We start from the raw sequence: 22170 nt of genomic DNA, 5'->3' as shown, positions 1-22170 counted from the left end.
CCCCGCTTAATGCGGGGCTTTTTATTGCCACATTTTCGTTAAAGCTCATGCTACAGTGTCAAAATGTTGTTCAACGAGGAGCCTCGATCGTGCCTGGTTTGAAAATTACTCTGCTGCAACAACCCTTGATCTGGATGGATGGCCCGGCCAACCTGCGCCATTTTGACCGACAACTGGAAACCGTCGCCGGACGTGATGTCATCGTGTTGCCCGAGATGTTTACCAGCGGATTTGCCATGGAAGCGGCAAATAAATCGTTACCGCAGGAAGAGGTCGTCAGTTGGATGCGCGTCAAGGCGCAACAGACCAACGCCCTGATCGCGGGCAGCGCTGCTATCCAGCCTGAACGCGGCCCGGTAAACCGCTTTTTTTTGGTTAAGCCCGAAGGTAATGTGCATTTCTACGACAAGCGCCATCTGTTCCGCATGGCGGATGAGCATCAGCATTACCAGGCAGGTGACGCGCGCGTTATTGTTGAATGGCGCGGCTGGCGTATTCTGCCGTTGGTCTGTTATGACCTGCGTTTCCCGGTATGGTCGCGCAATCGCAATGATTACGACCTGGCGTTGTATGTTGCCAATTGGCCTGCGCCGCGTTCGCTGCACTGGCAGCTTCTGCTTGCCGCACGGGCAATTGAGAACCAGGCTTATGTAGCAGGATGTAACCGCGTGGGCACTGACGGTAACGGGCATCATTATCGCGGTGACAGCCGGGTGATTAATCCGCAGGGTGAGATTATTGCCACCGCCGAGCCGCATCAAGCCACACGCATTGACGCCGAGCTGTCTCTCTCAGCGCTGCGCGAGTATCGCGAGAAGTTTCCCGCCTGGCAGGACGCTGACCCGTTCACGCTATAACTATCGCCTTCCCTCCCGCTGCACAACGTTTTTCGTGGCGGGATTGTTTCACTCCGTAACCAACCGCAAAACAAATTCGCGTGGCGACATGCTGCGGGCATCGTATTCTGCAAAGGATAATCACTCGTAACCAGCGAGTGGCAGACAATGTCGATAATTTCCTTATCAGGATTTCAATAATGAAGAACTTCGTACGCATGACTTTGCTGGCAGTTACCGTGGCTGGCGCTTCTTTTAGTACGCTTGCAGCAACGACATCTAATGTTCCGGCTCCAGCCCAGGATCCGATAGTACAACATCTTAAGTTGAGCACTGACCAGGTGGCGCAGATTAAAAAACTGCACCAACAGCTTGAAACCAACGTCGGCCAGATTTCAGTGAAAGATGTAAAAGACGGCGCGTTGATTGACGTCATCAAGTCAGGGAAATGGGATGAAGCTGCCGTCAAAAAACAGCTTTCCGCGTTCAGCAACATCGAACAGCAGGCGCGTTATTATCGCGTGAAATACTATTTTGACCTGAACAAAGTGCTGACCCCTGAACAGCGCCAGCAGGTGCAAAAAGATATCGCACAGACGCTGAGCGAGTAATGGCCAGAGCCTGAATCAGCAATGATTCAGGCTTTTCGGTAAAATTTCCTGCTCAAACAGAAAGCCCTGTACAGCATCTGCGCCGCTCATACGGCAAATGGCATAATCCTGTGGCGTTTCTACCCCCTCAATGACCACCCGTTCACCCAGCCCACGAAATTGATTGACCAGAACCCTCAGCTGCCACTCCGATGTTCTGAACTGATGAAACATCCCGCTTTCAATTTTGATGGCATCGAAACGGATGCCCGACAGCCGCCAGACAAAAAATAGCTCAGGCGAAACATCATCCAGCCACACGCGAAACCCGTGACGCACCAGCGTTTTTACGGCAATGCATACGGCCTGCTGCTCTGCCTTCTCCAGGCGCATCATGGAGCCCGGATCCTGAATTTCAATAACAATCCGCCCCTGATGCACCTGCTTTGTGAGACGCGTGATCCACGACAGACTGGTCAGCATCCTGACGGATAAATTCAGCGAGTAGCTTCCAGAGACCGCCAGCACCCGCTGCATTTGCCATAGAAAAAGCTGCTGTTTTGCCGCGATGGAAAGGTGCTTGAAAAAAAGATCCAGTGGGAGCGGAGTGCGTACCTGACTTAACACTTCACAGACATCCAGCGATGCGTCATCAAAAAAATGAATGCGCTGCAAACGGATCCCGGTGATCCGCAGCAGTTCGGCGTTGCGGGGAAGTTCTGGCACATAACGGGCCTGTTCGCTGAATCTGTTCATATCATTCCATTTTTTGATTAAAAGGACGTCGTGCATCCTGCAGCCACGGGAGACGGCGATCGTTCGGGTAAATCAGGCAAAAACGCGTCACCAGACGATGCGCCTCGACCAGGTCGCGCTGTTGCAACGCCAGCAAGATTTGCGTAAAGGAGACATTAGGATCTGGGTGAACGCGCACATACTCAGGCGCCCAGCGGCGAACCGCCTCCAGCCAGCGTGCGTCCCGGGTACGCTGATACCGTTGCAGATACCCCATCTGGACATCAAACCGATAGCGACTGGTAAGGAACCAGCCTCCTACAGGGAGCGATTCGGCAAGATGCCACTGCGTTGACTGCCTCTCCGCCATCGTCAGTCGCTGTTGCATTTGCAGCGTGAGCAGCAACAATGGCGCGACGGTCAGTAACGAGATAAACCCTAGCGCGCGAATCAGCGACGTCGACATACGCGCCAGGCGTATTCCCGTTCGCGCGCTGTCTGCACATCGAAGCAACAGGATCAGAAGCAGCCAGTGTGGCGTTGACTGCCTGACGGGGTATTCCGTCAACATATGAATAACCACCGGCAGTGCCGCCACCAGGCAGGCGCGACGCCAGCAATTACCGTGCAGCCAGAGCCAGAAACCACCCGCTATAAAACAGAATGCCCCCACGAGACCAACCAGGCCGCCCTCCACCAACCACAGCACCAGTTCGTTGTGCGGATGCGAAATGCTGCCCAGCCCCAATGGCCCCGCGCTTTCGAGAAACACAGCAGCAAAACTGCCCACGCCCCAACCCATCCACGGACGTTCGGCAAATAATGCCAGCGACGTTTTCAACACCGTCCAGCGCACTTGAGAAGTCGTCAGATGATCGACAGTTACCACAGACAAAAAATGGCGGGCCGTAGCCCCTATCGCCACGCCTAACGCCAGCGGCAGTAGAAGCAGCAGTAGCATGCGCCGTTGCGCCGGAAAAACCGCCAGCAGCAGCGCTTCACCGACAACCAGAGACAGGTAACCGGTTTGCGACTGAGATTCATGCAGCACAAATCCCATCATTACCAGGCCTATCCCAATGGCAATTCGATACCCGCCGTGCAGACGTAAAAAGAGCGGCGCTGACAGCAGCACACCGCATGCCGTGAAGCTGGACATCAGGTTGACCTGCTGAAATATCCCGTAGGGCCGCGTACCGCGCCGCCAGGCAAACTCCCAGTAATCAACGCCCGGCAAATGCCAGTATTGATAGACAAACGCCAGACATTCAATGACGCACGCTCCCCATAACAGAGCCAGCAGTGCCGTCAGGGTGTTTGCCGTGAGCGGAATTTGCAATGTGACCAGATAGACGCTCACACCGCCCAGTAACGCCCCCGCCACCAGCAGTGCCTCGGCCTGCCAGACAACAGGCGTTTGAAGGCAAAGCAACGCCAGGATGAACGCCCCGACCATAAAACCCGCAGCTGGCACTGTGATGCGCCAGCGTTGACGAGGCACCAGCATCAATGCACTTGCAGCCAGTACAACAGCGTAGATCCAGCTCGTAATATTAAGCGGCAACGACAGACCACTGCCGCCGTTGTTCGGCCAGTAGAGATGCATGGCCCCACACCAGAAAAACAGACTAATACCGAGCAATAATTTCTGCGCAGGCAGCGGCGCAATGCGATTCAGTACGTTCATCATGCTACTGATAGTTCAACGTCCAGGTCCCGCTGGCGCTGAACGGACCGTATTCGAGAGACTGATTTTTTATTGCCGATGGCTCCGCTGCGACCCACGCCAAGAAATTCAGCGTCATCGAGCCTTCGGTTATCTCTTTGACTGACGTGCTCTCATCAAGGCGGATTGCCGTGCCGTCCTCTTCGCTCATCCCAATCCCGATCCCTGACGCGCGGCCTTGTTCACTGCTATCCAGCGCCAGATGATCGGTCAGCTCCGCATCCTCTCGGCCGCTGAAGGTAACCGAGATCCCACGGAAAACCTCAGGGTTGCAGTCACGTAACTGGATGCTGAATTTTTCCGGCTTACTGCGCCCCGAGAGATAGAGATCCTGTGTCGCGATTTGCTTGAAATCGACCTCGATTTTGTCGCCTCCCGGTGCAAGGCTACAGGCCAGCGCTCTGATGGTGCCGTGAAAATACATATCGCCGCCGACCAATTTGGTGTCGGCCTGCGCCATGCCAGCAAGCAGTAACATACTGGTCGCGAATAACGCCGAGAATCTCATGACATCCCCCTACTGAAACTGCGCGACAACGGTGGCAGAGGCTTCAAATTCACCCTCCTTCACGCTTCCCACGCCCGGTTTTGCCACCGGCGCGGCGGTGAGATTCCAGTCGCCCTGATTCTGGTAAAACCCCTTCACGTTGTAGAATTGATTGGGCACGACGGTGCCACCACTCTCGTCTTTAAGCATAATGCCGAGATCATCGCGCTTTTGTCCGCCGCTTAGCGTGCCAAGGAGATTACCGTTAAACCCCGCCGTGCCTGACGCCGTGGTCGTTTGTACACCAAGATTAATGTTCAGCGCGCCCTGATCGAAACTCCCACCTTCACAGACCACATGTATAGGGACTGACTTGCTGTAGTTAGTGCCGTTGAGCCGGGCAGCGGATCCAGGCAGATCGCCAAACTCAATGCTGATTTTGTCTCCCCGGTTGAAGGTGCATTTGTCCGGGACGGTAATCAGCCCGGATTTAATCACCACGCGAGAAATCGCCGTGGTTGGCGTAGGTCCCGCGCTCCCCATGCGCCCGGCCACCTCCACCAGCGACTGGGATGTGATATTGATGCCATTGATAATGGGTTTAGTGACAATAAACGTCACTTTCCCTTTTGAACCACTTTCAACGTTAGTCGCTCGCGTGTAGCCCTTACGCTTTTTACAGCTGTTGTTGCTGTTGCGGTTTGAAACATTGGTGAAAGGTGCCTGCACATATTTTTTATAGCCCCCGGCAACCCACACCTGAACTTCTACATCCAGATACTCGTTTAGCCGAAAACGGTTCGCCCCCTGATTTGAAGGCGGCATAGTGGTTGTAGTGGTGTAGTAAATCGGTGCTCGGGAGATGTCAGCCTGTTCGCAATAGAAATTCACCACATACCAGCCGCCCAGATTCCATGGGAACGGCTCCGTTCTGCCACCCACGTGGTTTTTGCTGACATCCAGCGAGCTAAGTTCAATATCGTACTGATGCGGAGAGCCACCTTCCGGCTCACCTTCTCCCTGTGTAAATGCCTGCCCGGCCAACGGACAGCCTGCCAGCACCACCCACAACAGCGTTTTACGTAATACGCTCATAGATACTCCAGCTTAAGTCTGACCAGGCCGTTAAATTCTCCTGCGGTCACCTCTCGCCCAAAAGATTCCAGCGCGGCAAGAAAATGAATGGCGTTATCACCCGGTTTGAGGATCCACATGCGTTGCGGTTGGTTCAGGTGGATTAACTGGTTATGTTCAGTCAGTAGCCGGATGCCCGCGCCGCGAACATCGCCACGTATGCGCCCCAAATCGCTGTTTTCCGGTGCGCCTTCAGCCATTAGCGTCATCGAAACACCACGTTCCACCGTGCTGTGCGCAAGTTCAGGCATCTCACTGGTCTGCCCGGGGAAATCCCTTAAGGTATGACCGGAGCCCTTTAAGCAGCCGTTCAGATACAGCGTGACCGATACCGGATCGCTGCGATCGCCGCCCTGGCGAAATCGGCTGGCGGAAATATCACCAAGATCGATAGTCTGATCGCGGGAGGCCATATCCAGCACGCACGGCGAAACGAACACCCGACCATGAAAGCGGACGTTGCCATACTCGCCGGACACGTTGCTCATATCCTGGCGACCGCTTGTGGCCTGAACCGAGCAGGCCATACCCGCCATCAGCAAAGCGCAAAGCATCTTTTTCATTTACGAATCCTGTTACCGGGGCTGTTGCTCCATCGGCAATGCTTTACACACATTGCCTGTGCAGCTGAATTTCAATTCGGGATGACCGCCAAAATCGTTCACGTACATCATGCTGAACTGGCTAACGCTACCGTCGGTCACGCTGAAATCGAGAGAGGATTTTGGTGAAACCATAATCCCTGGGAAATCAGTCAGCCTGTCGCCGCCCTGGGCTTCAGGTTTGCGGCTTAAGCCGATCAAGGTGACGAAGTACGGCGTTGGGTTATCCACACTCCAGCGCAGGCCCTGCTTATGAAAGACCAGTTGGTTTTGCCACACGGCACCCGGTGTTTCCGGCACGATGGTGGTCGGACGGTAGAACAGTTTGATGCGCGACTGCATCGCCAGCTGCAGCACGTTCGGCTTATCCGGCTTGGGCGGAATTTCACGCACGTTCAGGTAGAACAGACTCTCGCGATCCTGCGGCAGAGCGTTAATACCGCTGGTTTTCGTCACACGCGCAATGCCCTTTTGCCCGCCGTTAATCCGTTGTAGCGGCGGTAAAACCATCAACGGCGAGGTAATTTTTGTTCCATTGGCGTCTTCCACCCACGACTGAGCCAGAAACGGAATACTCGGACTGGTGTTGGTTAAGTTCGCGCTGACAGATCGCGCATCACCGGTGATGATCAGACGGGTACGGTCAAGTGCAATGCCCGCCCATGAGGCGTTGATTTCTGCAATAAAAAGCAGACCGCAGGCCACGGGTTTGAGCCAACGCTGCACGGAGTAAAAAGCTTGATTTTTCATGACAAAATTCATTCAGGTTATTGATATTATTCACAAGGCAACAGCACGTTACCTTCCGGGTTGATTTGTTGCGGCACCTGTAAGTGACACTGCGCGCGACCGCCCCAGGCAACAGAAAGACGCTCAGCTGGATTCACACCCGCAATCCAGGCCATGCCGTTTTCCATCACCATGGCGACGCTGACACCGTTGGCGTTAAACACTTCGGCACCAAACGGCGGTACCGAGCCATCCTTCAGGCGCAGCAGCGCCATCATTTTTTGCCCCTGCGCCACGGCGAAGCGCTGATAACCAATCGCGCCTTCCGTCAGGGTGTTGGTGACGATGGCTTTGGTCGCGGAAATGTCCTCGTCCATTGCATCCACATCAATACGGGTATCAAAGCTGTGATAGCTGACGACGTCCGGTACGACGGCAATACCGAAGCGATTTGAGTGCGCCTGTTCGCCGTTCAGCGGTACATTCGCCACACCATCGGTATCAACCATCACCCTGGCGGTATTCATTGACGCTTGGCTGTTATGTAACGCCGCACCGTGACGCGTTGCGGTAAAGCCGCCACGCATCGTGCCGCCTACGGAGAAATACCGTGATTGCTGCCAGCTGACGTTAGATTCCAGTTCCGCCATCATGCTGCGATGCTTGTAGTAGCCATCAAACGCGGTGTGCCCTTCACCGGAAACCCCTGCGCGCAGTCGCCATGGATTGTTACGATCGCGGTTATCGGAATACGAAACCATCTGACTGGTCTGGCTGCCGCTGTTTTGCACTTCATAATCCATTGAGCGGCCATCGCTCCATGGCACCGAAATGGACAGCGAAAGGCTGTCGTCCCGTTTGCCCTGATACTCAGAGCGGTAAGCGGCAAGGTTGGCGCTGATCCCCTGAATGCCTGCGAACGAAAAGCTGTGTCCCATCGACAACCCGTAACGATCCTGAGAGCCACGATCCCAGTAATTCTGGTGGGTATAGGTCAGGTACAGCGTGGTCGCTAATTGCGGGTCGTCAGCAAAAAAGGTCTTGTTACCGGTGATGGTGTACATCTCTTTTTCGTTGCCGGCGCTGTTGTTATTTTCATACTGCTCGTCGAGGAACTGCGAGAAGGTGCGGAAGTTACGCTGTGAAAAGCGGTAACCGGCAAAGGTGATGGCGCTGTTGTATTCATCAAAGGTTTTGGCATAGCTGAGCTTAAAGGACATCCCTTTTTGTTCAGTCTGATGCTTCACCCGGCTCACGGATTGCGTCGCGTCAGCCGACAGCGCGCCCAGCCAGCTCAAATCCCGCCCAATCCCCATCGACCAGGCGTTATAGCGATCGCCAGTCAGCAATGCGCCGCCGTACAGTGACCACGCATTGCTGCCCCCCCATGAAAAATCACCGCTATAAAATGCAGGTCCCTGGACGTCGTGGTTATAACGCGATGGCTTTCCGACCGCGGCGTTGTAGCGAACATAGCCCGGGCGCGTCAGGTAAGGAATATCGGCCGTATTGACCTGAAAGGTTTGTACGCTGCCATCCTGCTCTTCGACGCGAACATCCAACGTGCCACGTACCGAGCCGTGTAAATCCTGAATATTAAATGGCCCCGCTGGAACGGTGGTTTGATAGATAACACGCCCCTGCTGACTAACGGTGACCTTCGCATTACTGCGGGCGATGCCGTGCACTTCGGGCGCGTAGCCCTGCAAATTCGGTGGTAGCATGCGCTCGTCGCTGGCGAGGTTAGCCCCGGTAAATCGCACTGAATCAAACACCTGAGAATTCAGGTAGATTTCGCCGACCGTCAGTTTTGCAGCCTGCATCGGTAGCGGGCGATAGGCATAGATCTGATCCCAGTCGATACGCCCACGATTTTCATCCGAAGCATAATTGGCCTGATACTGACCACGAAAGCGCCACGCGCCGAGGTTAAAGCCCGTTTGTCCATAACCAGACAGAGAGCGGTAATGATCGCCACCTTGTTCGTAATGTGTGGCCTGGCCCGAGACGCTGTAGTCGAAAATCAGTCCCGCGACGCCGTTATCCCAGCGCTCCGGTGGCGTCCAGTCTGGATCGGTATATTTCATCCATGCCTGAGGCACGGTAATGTCCAGCACGCCTGCGCTATTATTCAGTGCCACACCCGGCAGACGGGAAATGTCATAGCAGGTCGCGCTAATCGGATGAATATAGGACAGCGCCTCTTCTTTGAGCGCCAGTAATTCGAGCTGTTGCGGCGTCAGACACGCCATGGATTTATGCGAGTTGGTAGGATCAACGATATAACGGATCGACTGCTGAGGGATCTCCTGGCTGTTAATACGAACATCCAGAAGATATTCTCCTGGAGTCACAAAGTTGCCTTCGGAAAAACGCTGTAAATCGACATTTTGTCTGTCACTGGCATCCAGGACGTCAGTATTAAATTCAATAGACTCATCCGCTTCAGCCCATGAAGAGGCACAGACCAGAGCAATTAAAAGCGCCAGACGTTTTTTATCTGTTTTCAGCGTGATCATTTTCGTTCGCAAACCTTCAGATACCCGAATTGCCGTGCAGCTCAGAGATAATTCACAACAAAATGCGTGACTGCAGTAAATTCACCAGACGTCATTCTTCCATCGCGGGAGATCAAATAAGCCGTAAAATTGAGCGTGTTTTTCCCTGGGTTGAGCGCATAATCCGGTGATGGCTCACCCAGATGAATTTGCTTTCCTTTGCCGTCATATATTTCTATCGCTAAATTTTCAGTTTCCGATTGCACGCTCAGATAATCAGGATTGTCACTATCCGGTGCGCCGGAAAAGGTAATATTGGCGCGTTGAAACAGATTCCCGGGGTGTTGAGAATCCCCTAATGAGCATCCCAGCAAATGAATGCTGAAATCATGCGCAGATACTTTTTCAGGTTTTCCGGAAATATCTCTGGCTGAGAGGTCATCAAATTCAACCAGCAGCGACCGATCGTGTGGATCGACATAACAGGCAGCCTCAATAATATTTCCCCGCATGCGCATTTTGCCGGGCGTACTGACAAGACGGTTGGTGTCAGCCAAAACCCATGCAGGCGATATGAAGATAAAAAGCAGTAAAATACGCCATCCAGGCATCACCGCATTTCCTTTCAGTTATTCGCAGGAAGGGTTAAGCAGGCGCATAGTTGCGCCCGCAGCAGATCGTTACTGATAGTCGATCTGGAAATTAACGGTAGATTCGAAGTCACCTGGGGTTACGGCTGCGGATGCGTTGTTGGCCTGGAGGTAAGCAACGAAATCAATGTCGGTTTCGCCATCGGTAATGTTGACCTGAGATGCGGCTTCGCCCCATTTCACATCCTGGTTACCACTATCAATCATACCGATGCCCGCGCCCTTTGCTGTACCTGAGGTAAATGCAGCCAGCGCATTGTTGTCGGTATCAATCGTTGCCGGGGTGTAGGTTACTGTGGCGGTTTTCGCAACAGTTGTATCGCAGCCCTGCAGAACGATTTTGGCATGCTTAACACCAGCACGTTGGTTGTCTTTTAACTGAGAAGTTGGGATCTCACCAAAATTAACCTGCACCGGGCTGGATTCTGGGGCCAGACCGCATGCGGAATTAACCAGAGAACCAGTGAAGTGAATTTTACCGTTAGTCGGTTCAACATTTTTTGCAGCGAAAGCAGAAGATGCAGTAAAAGTCATTCCCGCCATCAGCGCACAAGCCACAGCCACGTTTTTCATTTTCATATTACTACTTAACCTTATATCTGTTTTTTGGTTATTCCGACGATCTATTTCCACAGACAATTTATGCAAGGGAAACCCTGATCTGCAGGTGGCGGTAGTGCATTTCCTTGCAAACAATCCATCTCAAGCCACCCCGTATTTTGAACTTCATTGGTATTCCATCCGAAATACCGTCCACAGTTGTTTACGCTGTTTCTGGGCTTATATTAAGTCGACGAAAAAATGACACAATGCAAAAATCCGGTATTAATCAAACTCAGGGAATCGTGTTGTAACACTGTCTGTCGAGCGATCGTTTACCTAAAAAATAGCCAAAAAACACGCAAACCACAGTGTTAATGGCTATTATTTATAGTTTTTATAGAGTTTTTATCTATCAACTATTTTTTTATTTAGCCAAAAGAACGGGCAAAATGTATTTATGAAAGTTTTGTAAAAATGAAATTTGGTATCAAAATCGAGTAATGACAATAAGATAGTGAAAGAGACGAAGGAGATTGGAGGATTCTATTAGATATATTAAGAGTTTGTTATATAAATATTAATAAAGCGATCTATGGCACAATCATTTTTTATAAATGAATTATGTTATGCTATTGCTTCCCCCACTCGAATGCGAGATATCCTGCTTTAAAGGAGACATCAGTGATTTCTCATATACCAATAAACAAAATTAAATCCGTAATTATTGGTGATGGCTTAGTTTTCAGACCACATAAAAATACCCTAAAAGACCTGGCGTCTGGTGAAATGGCCACATTGAATAATGTGGCAACACAATTACTGCTCTATCTGTTGCAAAATGGTAAAGAGATATCCTCGCGCGATGAAATTCTGCGGAATGTTTTCCAGCATAATGGCGCCAGAGCGACGGATGCTAATCTCAATCAGCACATTTCATTTCTGCGCAAAGCAATAACGTCTACGGGCCATCCTGCAGAACTGATCGTCACCATTCCGCGAATAGGATTTCGGATGGGCGACGCCAGTATCAATATTCAGCAAATGGAGGAATCGCAAGCGCCCACCAGAATAGCCAATGTTGCATTGACGCCCAGGAAAAAGAAACGAAACCTGTGGCCTGTCACGATAACAACGTTAATTACCGGCATCGCCGTGCTGGCGACAGCGTGGTTAACATGGATACCCAATGAAATCGCCATGACGGACGCGGCGATCCTGCGGACTATCGACTACGAGCAATGCCGTGTACATATATTAGGAAACGCCCTCACCGACACCATAACCGAAAAAAAAGCGCTGGATATTTTCAAGTCCGTGGGTATTAACCCCAACTGTTCGTATCCAAAAAATCTGTATCTCAATACCTGGGCGAGCAACCATAATCTGGTTGAGTGGTCGTTTGCCGCTGAATGCGGGCTAAACCTCGGCTATTACCACTGCATCAGCCAGTATCGCCATCATGAGGAATGATATGAATCAGGAAAGCGATCACTCTCCTTTACTATGGTCAGTCGTGATTGCCATTTTTGGGCTGGCGGCTATCGCTTTTTTTATTATCGCCGGGAATGAGAAAAAACAAGAAATCAGTTTTTCCTGCTCCTCGGAATTCACGTCGATACTCGACATCCAGAATACAAAAAAGGAACTCCACGGAATAATGCTGATAACCAGCTACAACTCCGGACACCTTACATTGTCAGTCCAGGGGAAACTCAAAAGTGACGACGGCGATTTCGCTGTTAACCGAAAACTGTTCTTTCGCTATATCCGTCCACTCGGCCATACCGCAGGCGTTTTTATGCTCACTCCCGATGGGCGAGAAAAATCCCCCGATGATGATGCAACGGACGCTGTCGACTATCTCTTCTTCGATGCTTACGAACGTGCCGACAAACTGTATATGCTAAAGCACCTGAATGAGGAAACGGTACTTATTGGCGATAACTTTTCCCCCCGCTACGCCTGCGTGATGAATCACTTCGCGAATTAATCACCTTCTGGATATGCGTCGGGTTAAGGATGACCTGATGTGTTGCCCACCCGAAAGCTCGGGCGCGGTCGATAAAGCGTGATAATGAGATTATTATTTTTGGTGGGCTAAAACGACGAAAGCCTGAATCATTTCTGATTCAGGCTTTCTGAATAGTGGCGGAATGGACGGGACTCGAACCCGCGACCCCCTGCGTGACAGGCAGGTATTCTAACCAACTGAACTACCACTCCGCGTTGTGTTCCGCTTGGGAACGAAGCGAATATTACGGATTGCCTCGCGCCTCGTCAACGCTTTTTCTCACGTTTTTAATCGTTTGCTGCAAAAATCACCCGAATGGCCATTTTCATACGGTAAACGTACAAACTATGCCCGCCAGAGGCAACTTCCGCCTTTCTTCTGCACCAGGTCAAGGCGTGACTCATGGGCCGCTAACTCTTCATCAGTGGCGAAAACAACGCGTAGTTTGCTGGACTGTCGCACAATACGCTGGATCCCCGTGTCATTCTGCTGCTGGCTGTCGCCTTCCATTGAGAACGCCATCGTGGTCTGCCCGCCGGTCATCATCAGATAAACGTCGGCCAGAATTTGGGCATCGAGCAATGCGCCGTGCAGGGTTCGTTTACTGTTGTCTATCTCATAGCGCGAGCATAACGCATCAAGGCTGTTTCGCTTGCCAGGAAACATTTTCCTCGCCAGCGCCAGGCTATCGGTTATTTTGCAAAATTCATTCGTCTTCGGAATATCACGCTTGAGCTTCGCGAATTCGTAATCCATAAAGCCGATATCAAACGATGCGTTATGAATAACCAGCTCCGCGCCGCGAATGTAGTCGAGAAACTCGTCGGCTACATCGGCAAACGTAGGTTTATCGAGCAGGAATTCGTCTGCGATTCCGTGTACGCCGAACGCTTCCGGGTCCACCAGCCGATCCGGCTTCAGGTAAACGTGGAAGTTATTGCCGGTCAGGCGGCGGTTCACCACTTCAACCGCACCGATCTCAATGATCTTGTGGCCTTCATAGTGGGCGCCAATCTGGTTCATACCGGTGGTTTCGGTATCGAGGACGATCTGTCGTGTAATTCCAGTGCTCATAACGGTCATTTATGTCAGACTTATCGTTTGATTTCGATTTGCTAAAACAGGAAGTCTACCAGAGATGCTTAAACAGGTAGAAATTTTCACCGATGGTTCTTGCCTGGGTAATCCTGGGCCAGGTGGTTACGGGGCAATTTTACGCTATCGCGGGCGCGAAAAAACCTTTAGCGAAGGCTACAACCTTACAACTAATAATCGCATGGAGCTAATGGCCGCAATCGTTGCGCTGGAAGCCCTGAAAGAACAGTGTGAAGTGATACTCAGCACGGACAGCCAGTATGTGCGCCAGGGCATAACGCAGTGGATCCACAACTGGAAAAAGCGCGGCTGGAAAACAGCAGATAAAAAACCGGTGAAGAACGTCGATCTGTGGAAACGTCTCGATGCCGCGCTGGGGCCGCATCAAATCAAATGGGAATGGGTTAAAGGCCATGCGGGCCATCCGGAAAACGAACGCTGCGATGAGCTTGCGCGCACCGCGGCCATGAGCCCGACTCAGGATGATATTGGGTATCAGACTGAGGCTTAAGCGTCCGGTTTACGGTATTGCCGGGTCGCGCCAACGGCATGACGGATAGGTGTTTTGCTTTTATTTTGTTTCATCGGGTTGAGCGTAAGCGGAATGGTTCGCTTGCGCGCAACCACCAGCTGTAAACAGCCCAGCGCGGGGATATGGGCGCTTAACATTTTCCCGCCCTTCTTGTTCCAGGGCAGAACATGAAAACGGCTATAGTGCAGCACTTCAAAATTCAGTAATGATAGCCAGTCCAGTTGACGCATGAGGGTAAACATCCGACTGTTATAGGGCGATGTTTTACGCAATACGGGCACCAGTTTACGCAATCCCATCAGGCTTACCGGGTTAAAGCCGCTCAGAATCAACCAGCCGTCATCAATCAACACGCGATCGGCTTCACGCAGTAGGCGATGCGGATCAGAGCACCACGGTAACGTATGGGCCAATAAACAAACATCCACGGACTTATCGGCAAAGGGAAGATGCAAAGGATCGGCCGTCACCTGCATGGGAGAACCCTGCAAAGAAACATTTACCTGATGAGAAACCGCGCACGCTTCAGAATCGATTTCTGCGCTTAAATTACCAATCTTAAGCAGATGAAAACCGTACATTTTTGCGAACCACGGGTTAAGCTGATGCTCCAGCGCCTCACGATAGTATTCGCCCCAGGGCAAATCATCCCAGCTAACGGGCGCTACGACAGTTTGAGGGATCCTTGCCGGTTTCATCACAACCTTCCGTTACGCATTAAGAGGTAATATATGAATCTTAACAGTATTCCTGCATTTCAGGACAATTACATCTGGGTCCTGTCGAATAATGACAAACATTGTCTGATTGTGGACCCGGGTGAAGCGGCTCCTGTTCTGAAAGCCATTGCAGAGCATAACTGGGTGCCGGAAGCCATTCTGCTAACCCATCATCATCAGGATCACGTGGGCGGTGTGAAAGAGCTTCTGCAACATTTCCCACAAATAGTGGTATACGGACCGGCTGAAACGCAAGATAAGGGAACGACACACGTAGTCGAAGATGGCGATATTGCACTCGTTTTGGGGCATGAATTTAGGGTAATTGCTACTCCGGGTCACACTTTAGGACATATCTGTTACTTTAGCCACCCTTACTTATTCTGTGGTGACACGCTCTTTTCTGGCGGTTGCGGTCGACTTTTCGAAGGCACAGCAACCCAAATGTATCAATCACTTAAAAAAATTAACGCCCTTCCTGACGATACATTAATTTGTTGCGCACATGAGTACACATTAGCAAACATGAAGTTTGCCTTAAGCATTCTCCCGCACGATTCGTTCATAAATGAATATTATCGTAAAGTTAATGAGTTACGCGTAAAAAAACAAATGACACTACCCGTAATTCTGAAAAATGAGCGACGAAATAATCTTTTTTTGAGAACGGAAGATATTGATTTAATTAATGAAATCAACAAAGAAACAATATTGCAACAACCTGAAGAGCGTTTTGCCTGGTTAAGGTCAAAGAAAGATACGTTCTGACAATTCCGGGTTGCCTTTTGAAAACTTCGCCGTTATGATCGGTCGTCTTTTAAGCAACTATTGACACACACATGAAGGCAAAAGCGATATTACTCGCCTCTGTCCTGCTTGTTGGGTGCCAGAATACTGGTAACGTCCAACAACACGCACAGAGCCTTTCTGCAGCTGGTCAAGGGGAAGCAGGAAAGTTTACAAGTCAGGCGCGATGGATGGACGACGGAACATCTATCGCTGCTGATCAAGACTTGTGGGCTTTCATTGGTGACGAGCTAAAGATGGGAATTCCGGAAAACAACCGGATTCGCGAACAGAAACAGAAGTATTTACGCAATAAGAGCTATCTCCACGATGTAACTTTACGGGCAGAGCCGTATATGTACTGGATAGCCGGGCAGGTTAAGAAACGTAACATGCCTATGGAACTGGTACTACTACCCATAGTGGAGAGCGCTTTTGATCCTCACGCAACGTCTGGCGCCAATGCCGCAGGTATTTGGCAGATCATTCCGAGCACGGGGCGCAATTATGGTTTAAAACAGACCCGCAGTTATGATGCACGTCGCGACGTTGTGGCTTCCACCACCGCCGCGCTGGACATGATGCAGCGTCTGAACAAGATGTTTGATGGCGACTGGCTGCTGACCGTTGCTGCTTATAATAGCGGTGAAGGTCGTGTCATGAAGGCAATCAAAACGAACAAAGCTCGTGGTAAACCCACTGACTTCTGGTCGTTGCCATTGCCTCAGGAAACAAAGCTATACGTGCCCAAAATGCTGGCATTGAGCGATATACTCAAAAACAGCAAACGCTATGGCGTGCGTCTGCCAACAACAGACGAAAGCCGCGCATTGGCACGTGTTCGCCTGAGTAGCCCGGTTGAGATGGCTCAGGTTGCCGATATGGCGGGTATTTCCGTCAGCAAGCTGAAGACCTTCAATGCAGGCGTGAAAGGCTCCACGTTGGGTGCCAGTGGCCCGCAATATGTGATGGTGCCAAAGAAGCATGCAGAGAAGCTGCGTGAGTCTCTGGCTTCAGGCGAAATTGCAGCCGTGCAGTCAACGCTGGTCGCGGATAACACGCCGCTGAACAGCCGTAGCTACAAAGTTCGCTCTGGCGATACGCTTTCTGGCGTCGCTTCACGTCTTGGCGTGAGCATCAATGACCTTAAGCAGTGGAATAATCTGCGCGGGTCGTCGCTGAAAGTGGGCCAGAATCTGACCGTGGGCGCAGGTACCAGCGCACAGCGTCTGGCGAACAACAGCGATAGCATCACTTATCGTGTACGTAAAGGCGACTCGCTGTCGAGCATTGCCAAACGCCACGGGGTTAATATCAAGGATGTGATGCGCTGGAACAGCGATACGAACAATCTACAGCCAGGCGATCAGCTAACGTTGTTTGTAAAAAACAACGGCATGCCGGACTCCTGATAGCATCGTAGAAATGAAGGCACTGGTTTCCCCCCAGTGCCTTTTTTATTTATCCCGCCTTATGTGCCTCAACCATTATCGTGTCGCTCGTAAACGAGCCATCTTCCTGTAACGCAAAGTAGTCTTTCACTTGTGCAGAAGCACTTTGTTGGTATGCTCGAATCGCGTCGATCAACTCTGCAGGCGTGCGCATCCGCGCCACCCACGAACTGAACTCCAGTGGCAGACGATCGGTTAACAAGGTATCAGCAATCAGATTGGCGTCATTGATTAACGACAGCCACTCTCCGCTGGAATAATTGCGTACGTGTGAGGTGTCGCGTAACGCCTCCACGGTTTGCAACCAGATATCACGTACTGGGTGGCCAGGCGACATCACATCCATCACAATCAATACACCGCCGGGCTTCAGAACGCGGTTCACTTCCCGCAGCGCGCATCCGACATCATGCCAGTGATGCGCAGAATAGCGGCTAATCACCACATCAAATTCGTTATCTTCAAATGGCAGGCTTTCGGCATAGCCCTGTCGTGTGGCGACATTCTCCAGGCCTCTGTCTTTTGCCGCCTCTGCGACCACCTCAAGCATCTGCGACGATAAATCATAAGCCACAACCTGCTTTACATGTTGCGCGGCTACAAAGCTGGCGTGCCCCGCTCCGCATCCCATATCTAACACGTGGGCCTGCGAAAATGCCGACAACCTTTCCCCCAGACGTTGCAAGTCACGGCCAGAGGCGTGCACCGTACTGGTTAAATAGGCATTAGCCTGAGAGCCAAACTGTTTTTCGACGTTGTCATGGTGAGAGCGTGTTGTCATTATGTTGTCCTTCGGTTGTTGTGAAATATGAAGGGCAACCATCACAGGCCTGCCCTACGGCAGACCTGACACACCGTTATTATTCAGGTTTGCCGGGACTGAATTCAACGAGTAGCGGGTTGTGATCGGATGCACGGGTGACCAGCACAGAGGCTTCACTCACGTTCAGACCACGATAGAACACAAAGTCGAGAGGGCGACCAAACGCGCGTCGGCGCTGATCGTCAGTAAAACGTACCTGGCGCAGCGACATTTCACGCGCAAAGCGGTACAGCGCATTCATCCGTCGACGGCTCCAGGCATTGAAATCGCCAGCCATAATAACCGGACCGCTGTGATGAGCAATCTGATCGCCAATGGGAAGTAACTGCTTACTATAAACATCGACGCCGAGGCTAAAGTTAACCGCGTGGATATTCACCACCATTAATAATCGAGAGTCAGGCAGCGGATACACCGTTACCAGAGCCGATTTCGCCAACCGTAAAATAGGCTCACGCTCGCGCAATGGACAGCAGTAAACAGGATGAGCAGCAGAGAGCGTCATGACGCCAGAGGGATGTTGAGGCAGCACAAAGGCAGGTACCTGATCGGCTGCAAGGTAGTTAGCGGTCGCAAACTGCACCAGTTCTGGCGTGGTTTGCGCTTCCTGTAATAACACCAGATGCGCATCTTTGCCAAAATTCTTCAGCACTGACTGCCATTCTGCGCGCTGCTGTTTAAAAATATTCCATACCAGCACGCGAATGCGGTCTTCACTGCTTAACGGAACGCCTGCGGGTAATGCCTGGCCAATATGCGCAAACGACCCCGGCGGTAAAATCCGCTCGGCGGGTTGTCCGGCAACATAACGCATGGCATAGGTGTTTTTTCGCACTTTAGACTTTCAAACCTCTGTAACGTCAACCAGTCCGCAGCCGGACTGGTTCTTCTGTTATAGGGATTTTAGCACTCACTTTCAACGAACAATTGCAGTTTGTTTTGTAAGTGGGCGCTTACATCAATGATTTACCCCAGAGCAACACGCACGGGTTTATCAAGACGACCGCTGACACCCATCAGCAGGAAAGCCACCAGAACAATGAGGGCGCCAATCCACGGCGTCTGCGCTAAGCCATAATGCTCGACCGTTTGCCCACCAATCACTGACCCCAACGCAATCCCAATGTTAAACGCTGCAATGTTCAGCCCTGACGCCACATCAACAGCATTAGGCGTAAATTGCTCCGCTTTCTGTACCACGTAGACCTGCAACCCCGGTACGTTACCAAAGGCAAAGATCCCCATCACCAGAATGGTAGCCAGCGCGGCGTACTGCGTGGATGCCGTCAGTTGGAAGACCATCAGCAGGACAAACAACGCGGCGAAAATAAATTTCAGCGCAGGAACCGCACCATGTTTATCCGCCAGCTTACCCCCCCAGATATTACCGATAGCCACTGAAACACCGTACCCCAGTAAGATCCAGCTTACTGCTGCCGGGGAGAATCCCGCCAGATCCTGCATCATCGGTGCCAGGAAGGTGAATGCCGTGAATACACCGCCGTAGCCCAGTGCCGTAACGGCGTAAATCAGCAACAGACGAGGATGAGTCAGCACCTTCACCTGGTCGCGAATGCTGGCAGCTGCACGACCGGGAATGTTGGCAGGGATTAGTAACTGGCTACTGATCAGTGCAATCACGCCTAACATTGATACCGCGAGGAAAGTCTCACGCCAGCCAAAGTGCTGACCGATAAATGTGCCCAGCGGCACGCCGGTGACCAGCGCCACCGTTAAGCCACCGAACATAATGGCGATAGCGGAAGCCGCTTTCTCTTTTGGCACCAGACTTGTCGCGATGGTAGAACCAATCGAGAAGAATACGCCATGTGCCAGCCCAGTCAGCAGACGAGCGACAATGAGTGTCATATACCCGGGTGCCTGCCATGCCAGCAAATTCCCCGCCGTAAACAGAACCATCAGCGCAACCAGTAACTGTTTACGTGGCAGGCGTCCGGTCAGAGCGGTCAGTACCGGTGCGCCAATCGCCACCCCCAGCGCATAGATTGAAACCAGCATCCCGGCGGAAGGTAACGAGATCGCCAGCTGTTGAGCGATGGTCGGCACCAGACCAACAATCACAAACTCAGTAGTGCCTATAGCGAAGGCACTTATTGTTAGTGCAAATAAAGCGAGAGGCATAAATAACTCCGTAACATCAGTAATCAGATGACACGCAGTATGCCTGGATGTTTTAATGACAAAAACATTCAAAATCTCAATATAATTTTGCGTCAGGTGCAAAAATGAAAGCAACCTCTGAAGAACTTGCGATTTTTGTAGCGGTAGTGGAAAGCGGCAGCTTTAGCCGGGCGGCAGAACAGCTTGGACAAGCCAATTCCGCGGTCAGCCGGGCAGTAAAAAAGCTGGAGATGAAGCTGGGCGTCAGTTTGCTTAATCGAACGACCCGACAGCTAAGCCTCACAGAGGAAGGAGAGCGCTACTTCAGGCGGGTGCAGCAGATACTGCAAGAGATGGCTGCAGCAGAAACGGAAATCATGGAGTCGCGTAATACTCCGCGCGGCCTGCTGCGCATCGACGCAGCAACACCGGTGATGTTGCATTTCCTGATGCCGCTAATCAAGCCGTTCCGGGAGCGGTACCCCGAGATGACGTTGTCTCTCGTCTCCTCGGAAACGTTCATCAATCTTATTGAACGAAAAGTGGATGTTGCTATACGAGCGGGTACGCTGACTGACTCGAGTCTACGTGCGCGTCCATTATTCACCAGCTACCGTAAGATTATTGCCTCACCGGACTATATTGCCCGTTTTAGTAGACCAGAGACCGTCGAGGAGCTAAAACAGCATCTGTGTCTGGGGTTTTCCGAACCGGTTTCACTCAATACCTGGCCGATTGCCTGTAGCGACGGGCAGCTGCATGAGGTCGAGTGTGCAATTTCTTCCAACAGTGGGGAAACGCTAAAACAGCTTTGCCTGAATGGCAACGGCATCGCATGTCTTTCAGATTATATGATAGATAAAGAGATCGCGCGGGGTGAATTGGTGGAGTTATTGGCAGATAAACGTCTACCGGTAGAGATGCCTTTTAGCGCAGTTTATTACAGCGATCGTGCCGTCAGTACGCGCATCAGGGCATTTATCGACTTTTTAAGTGAATATATAAGAACAGCTCCCGAAGGAGCTGTGAAAGAGGGTTAAAGGGTACAGAGGGTCAGGCAATTAATCCCAATCAGGGGCCAGGCCTTCCGGACTGACCAGACGATCGTTGCAGTCCAGTGCCGCGATCGCTTTTTTATCTTCGGCATCCAGATGCAGTTCCAGCGCCAGCAGGTTGCTTGCCAGGTTTTCACGTTTGGTAGAAGAAGGAATTACGGAGTAACCTTCCCCCATTGCCCATGCCAGAATAACCTGCGCCGGGGTCGCATTATGTTTAGCGGCAATGTGCGCAATCACTTCATCTTTCAGTGCTTTACCATAAGCCAGCGTCATGTAAGAAGTGATGTGAATACCGTGTGCTTTCGCCCAGTCAACCACCTTACGGCTCTGCAGATACGGAGAAAGCTCAATCTGGTTGGTCGCAATATTCTCTGCACCTACTGCGGCAATGGCTTTTTCCATCAGCGGAATGGTGAAGTTTGAGATACCAATTTCGCGAGTCAATCCCTGCTTTTTAGCTTCAAGCAGTGCCTGCATAAATTCCTCAACAGATACCGCATCACCTGGAGATGGCCAGTGGATCAGCGTCAGATCGACATAATCTGTACGCAGCTTCTTCAGGCTTTCTTTCAGACTTGGGATCAGTTTTTCTTTGCTAAGATTTTCAATCCAAATCTTGGTGGTGATATACAGCTCGTTACGCGGTACGCCGCTTTCGGCAATCGCCTGACCAACAGCCGCTTCATTATCATAGATTTGCGCAGTGTCGACAGCACGGTAGCCTAGCTCAAGCGCAGTTTTAACAGAAGCGATAACCACGTCGTCTTTCAGGCGAAAAGTACCTAAACCGAATGCAGGGATAGTCATAGAATTCCTCTTTTTAATCACTATGTTCGTTAACTGAGAGGATTATGAGCTTCAGCTCTTTATAGAAAAAGAGTGAAAAATGCAGAGGATTTTTGCGGATTCAGCAATAATTAAATCGTAAACAAAGAAAAAGCCCTGAGCGTTAGCTCAGGGCTCTTAATAAGTGGCGGAACGGACGGGACTCGAACCCGCGACCCCCTGCGTGACAGGCAGGTATTCTAACCAACTGAACTACCG

At 51.4% G+C, this 22170-nt stretch carries 23 protein-coding genes and 1 tRNA gene; 8 read left to right on the top strand and 16 right to left on the bottom strand.

The annotated features are described in order from the left end of the window. Window positions 1–89 precede the first annotated feature (89 nt). Both OGY83_RS00170 and OGY83_RS00165 read left to right on the top strand, forming a co-directional pair. Window positions 90–857 carry an amidohydrolase gene (locus OGY83_RS00170; RefSeq protein WP_286634835.1) on the top strand — a complete coding sequence of 256 codons (768 nt, stop codon included), beginning with the start codon at window positions 90–92 and terminating at the stop codon, window positions 855–857. 179 nt (window positions 858–1036) lie between these two features. Beyond that, complete coding sequence (locus tag OGY83_RS00165) at window positions 1037–1447, top strand: Spy/CpxP family protein refolding chaperone (RefSeq protein WP_005133610.1); 411 nt, start codon at window positions 1037–1039, stop codon at window positions 1445–1447. Between the two features lie 15 nt (window positions 1448–1462). On the opposite strand, the gene OGY83_RS00160 is transcribed toward OGY83_RS00165, so the two are convergent. From OGY83_RS00160 to OGY83_RS00120, 9 genes are all read right to left on the bottom strand, one after another. Next, complete coding sequence (locus OGY83_RS00160) at window positions 1463–2182, bottom strand: EAL domain-containing protein (RefSeq protein WP_286634834.1); 720 nt, start codon at window positions 2180–2182, stop codon at window positions 1463–1465. A gap of 1 nt (window position 2183) precedes the next feature. Then, a complete protein-coding gene (locus OGY83_RS00155) occupies window positions 2184–3851 on the bottom strand; it encodes an O-antigen ligase family protein (protein WP_286634833.1) in 1668 nt (555 codons plus the stop codon). A 1-nt stretch (window position 3852) separates the two neighbouring features. Beyond that, on the bottom strand, window positions 3853–4395 hold the full coding sequence (locus OGY83_RS00150) for a fimbrial protein (RefSeq protein WP_286634832.1): 543 nt from the start codon (window positions 4393–4395) through the stop codon (window positions 3853–3855). Window positions 4396–4404: 9 nt separating this feature from the next. Beyond that, window positions 4405–5469: a fimbrial protein gene (locus tag OGY83_RS00145; RefSeq protein ID WP_079940088.1), complete on the bottom strand. Its 1065-nt coding sequence runs from the start codon at window positions 5467–5469 to the stop codon at window positions 4405–4407. Beyond that, window positions 5466–6071, bottom strand: coding sequence for a fimbrial protein (locus OGY83_RS00140; RefSeq protein ID WP_079940089.1), 606 nt, complete (start codon window positions 6069–6071; stop codon window positions 5466–5468). Before OGY83_RS00140 ends, OGY83_RS00145 begins: the two co-directional genes overlap by 4 nt. Window positions 6072–6083: 12 nt before the next feature. Next, window positions 6084–6860 (bottom strand): fimbrial biogenesis chaperone, encoded by a 777-nt coding sequence (locus tag OGY83_RS00135; protein ID WP_139762673.1) that lies wholly within the window; start codon window positions 6858–6860, stop codon window positions 6084–6086. A 26-nt stretch (window positions 6861–6886) separates the two neighbouring features. After that, window positions 6887–9358, bottom strand: a complete 2472-nt coding sequence (locus OGY83_RS00130) for a fimbria/pilus outer membrane usher protein (protein ID WP_286634829.1) — start codon at window positions 9356–9358, stop codon at window positions 6887–6889. A gap of 41 nt (window positions 9359–9399) precedes the next feature. Next, window positions 9400–9948: a fimbrial protein gene (locus tag OGY83_RS00125; protein WP_079940092.1), complete on the bottom strand. Its 549-nt coding sequence runs from the start codon at window positions 9946–9948 to the stop codon at window positions 9400–9402. A 69-nt stretch (window positions 9949–10017) separates the two neighbouring features. Then, a complete protein-coding gene (locus tag OGY83_RS00120) occupies window positions 10018–10566 on the bottom strand; it encodes a fimbrial protein (protein ID WP_003830808.1) in 549 nt (182 codons plus the stop codon). Between the two features lie 750 nt (window positions 10567–11316). Between OGY83_RS00120 and OGY83_RS00115 the strand changes: the two genes are divergently transcribed. Together OGY83_RS00115 and OGY83_RS00110 are read left to right on the top strand one after the other, a co-directional pair. Further along, window positions 11317–12000, top strand: coding sequence for a winged helix-turn-helix domain-containing protein (locus tag OGY83_RS00115; RefSeq protein ID WP_286634827.1), 684 nt, complete (start codon window positions 11317–11319; stop codon window positions 11998–12000). 1 nt (window position 12001) lies between these two features. Continuing rightward, window positions 12002–12520, top strand: a complete 519-nt coding sequence (locus OGY83_RS00110) for a hypothetical protein (RefSeq protein ID WP_286634825.1) — start codon at window positions 12002–12004, stop codon at window positions 12518–12520. Between the two features lie 156 nt (window positions 12521–12676). Here OGY83_RS00110 and OGY83_RS00105 read toward each other — a convergent pair. Then, window positions 12677–12753 (bottom strand) — tRNA-Asp (locus OGY83_RS00105). Between the two features lie 133 nt (window positions 12754–12886). Continuing rightward, on the bottom strand, window positions 12887–13615 hold the full coding sequence (gene dnaQ / locus OGY83_RS00100) for a DNA polymerase III subunit epsilon (RefSeq protein ID WP_095533177.1): 729 nt from the start codon (window positions 13613–13615) through the stop codon (window positions 12887–12889). A 64-nt stretch (window positions 13616–13679) separates the two neighbouring features. Here dnaQ and rnhA point away from each other — a divergent pair, with 64 nt between their 5' ends. Next, window positions 13680–14147 (top strand): ribonuclease HI, encoded by a 468-nt coding sequence (gene rnhA / locus OGY83_RS00095; RefSeq protein WP_003838896.1) that lies wholly within the window; start codon window positions 13680–13682, stop codon window positions 14145–14147. Here rnhA and OGY83_RS00090 read toward each other — a convergent pair. Continuing rightward, window positions 14144–14866, bottom strand: a complete 723-nt coding sequence (locus OGY83_RS00090) for a class I SAM-dependent methyltransferase (RefSeq protein WP_286634824.1) — start codon at window positions 14864–14866, stop codon at window positions 14144–14146. The two genes, rnhA and OGY83_RS00090, sit on opposite strands and share 4 nt — an antisense overlap. Window positions 14867–14899: 33 nt before the next feature. Here OGY83_RS00090 and gloB point away from each other — a divergent pair, with 33 nt between their 5' ends. Further along, window positions 14900–15655 carry a hydroxyacylglutathione hydrolase gene (gene gloB, locus OGY83_RS00085; RefSeq protein WP_123269002.1) on the top strand — a complete coding sequence of 252 codons (756 nt, stop codon included), beginning with the start codon at window positions 14900–14902 and terminating at the stop codon, window positions 15653–15655. Between the two features lie 71 nt (window positions 15656–15726). Further along, the gene (mltD, locus tag OGY83_RS00080; RefSeq protein ID WP_079940158.1) at window positions 15727–17085 is read left to right on the top strand and encodes a murein transglycosylase D; all 1359 of its coding nucleotides are present in this window, start codon (window positions 15727–15729) and stop codon (window positions 17083–17085) included. Between the two features lie 49 nt (window positions 17086–17134). Here mltD and OGY83_RS00075 read toward each other — a convergent pair whose 3' ends face one another. The 3 genes from OGY83_RS00075 to OGY83_RS00065 form a co-directional block, all read right to left on the bottom strand. Beyond that, on the bottom strand, window positions 17135–17905 hold the full coding sequence (locus tag OGY83_RS00075; RefSeq protein ID WP_079940157.1) for a class I SAM-dependent methyltransferase: 771 nt from the start codon (window positions 17903–17905) through the stop codon (window positions 17135–17137). Window positions 17906–17984: 79 nt separating this feature from the next. Next, window positions 17985–18782, bottom strand: a complete 798-nt coding sequence (locus OGY83_RS00070) for an endonuclease/exonuclease/phosphatase family protein (protein ID WP_079940156.1) — start codon at window positions 18780–18782, stop codon at window positions 17985–17987. Window positions 18783–18913: 131 nt separating this feature from the next. After that, window positions 18914–20089 carry an MFS transporter gene (locus OGY83_RS00065; RefSeq protein ID WP_003830796.1) on the bottom strand — a complete coding sequence of 392 codons (1176 nt, stop codon included), beginning with the start codon at window positions 20087–20089 and terminating at the stop codon, window positions 18914–18916. Between the two features lie 104 nt (window positions 20090–20193). Between OGY83_RS00065 and yafC the strand changes: the two genes are divergently transcribed. Beyond that, window positions 20194–21108 carry a DNA-binding transcriptional regulator YafC gene (yafC, locus tag OGY83_RS00060; RefSeq protein WP_286634823.1) on the top strand — a complete coding sequence of 305 codons (915 nt, stop codon included), beginning with the start codon at window positions 20194–20196 and terminating at the stop codon, window positions 21106–21108. 21 nt (window positions 21109–21129) lie between these two features. On the opposite strand, the gene dkgB is transcribed toward yafC, so the two are convergent. Further along, complete coding sequence (dkgB, locus tag OGY83_RS00055) at window positions 21130–21933, bottom strand: 2,5-didehydrogluconate reductase DkgB (RefSeq protein WP_191234151.1); 804 nt, start codon at window positions 21931–21933, stop codon at window positions 21130–21132. Window positions 21934–22170 lie beyond the last annotated feature (237 nt).

The organism is Citrobacter sp. Cpo090, from assembly GCF_030332665.1.
Lineage (GTDB): Bacteria > Pseudomonadota > Gammaproteobacteria > Enterobacterales > Enterobacteriaceae > Citrobacter > Citrobacter portucalensis.
The sequence above is the reverse complement of the archived record's forward strand: the minus strand, read 5'-3'. Positions and strand labels throughout refer to the sequence as shown.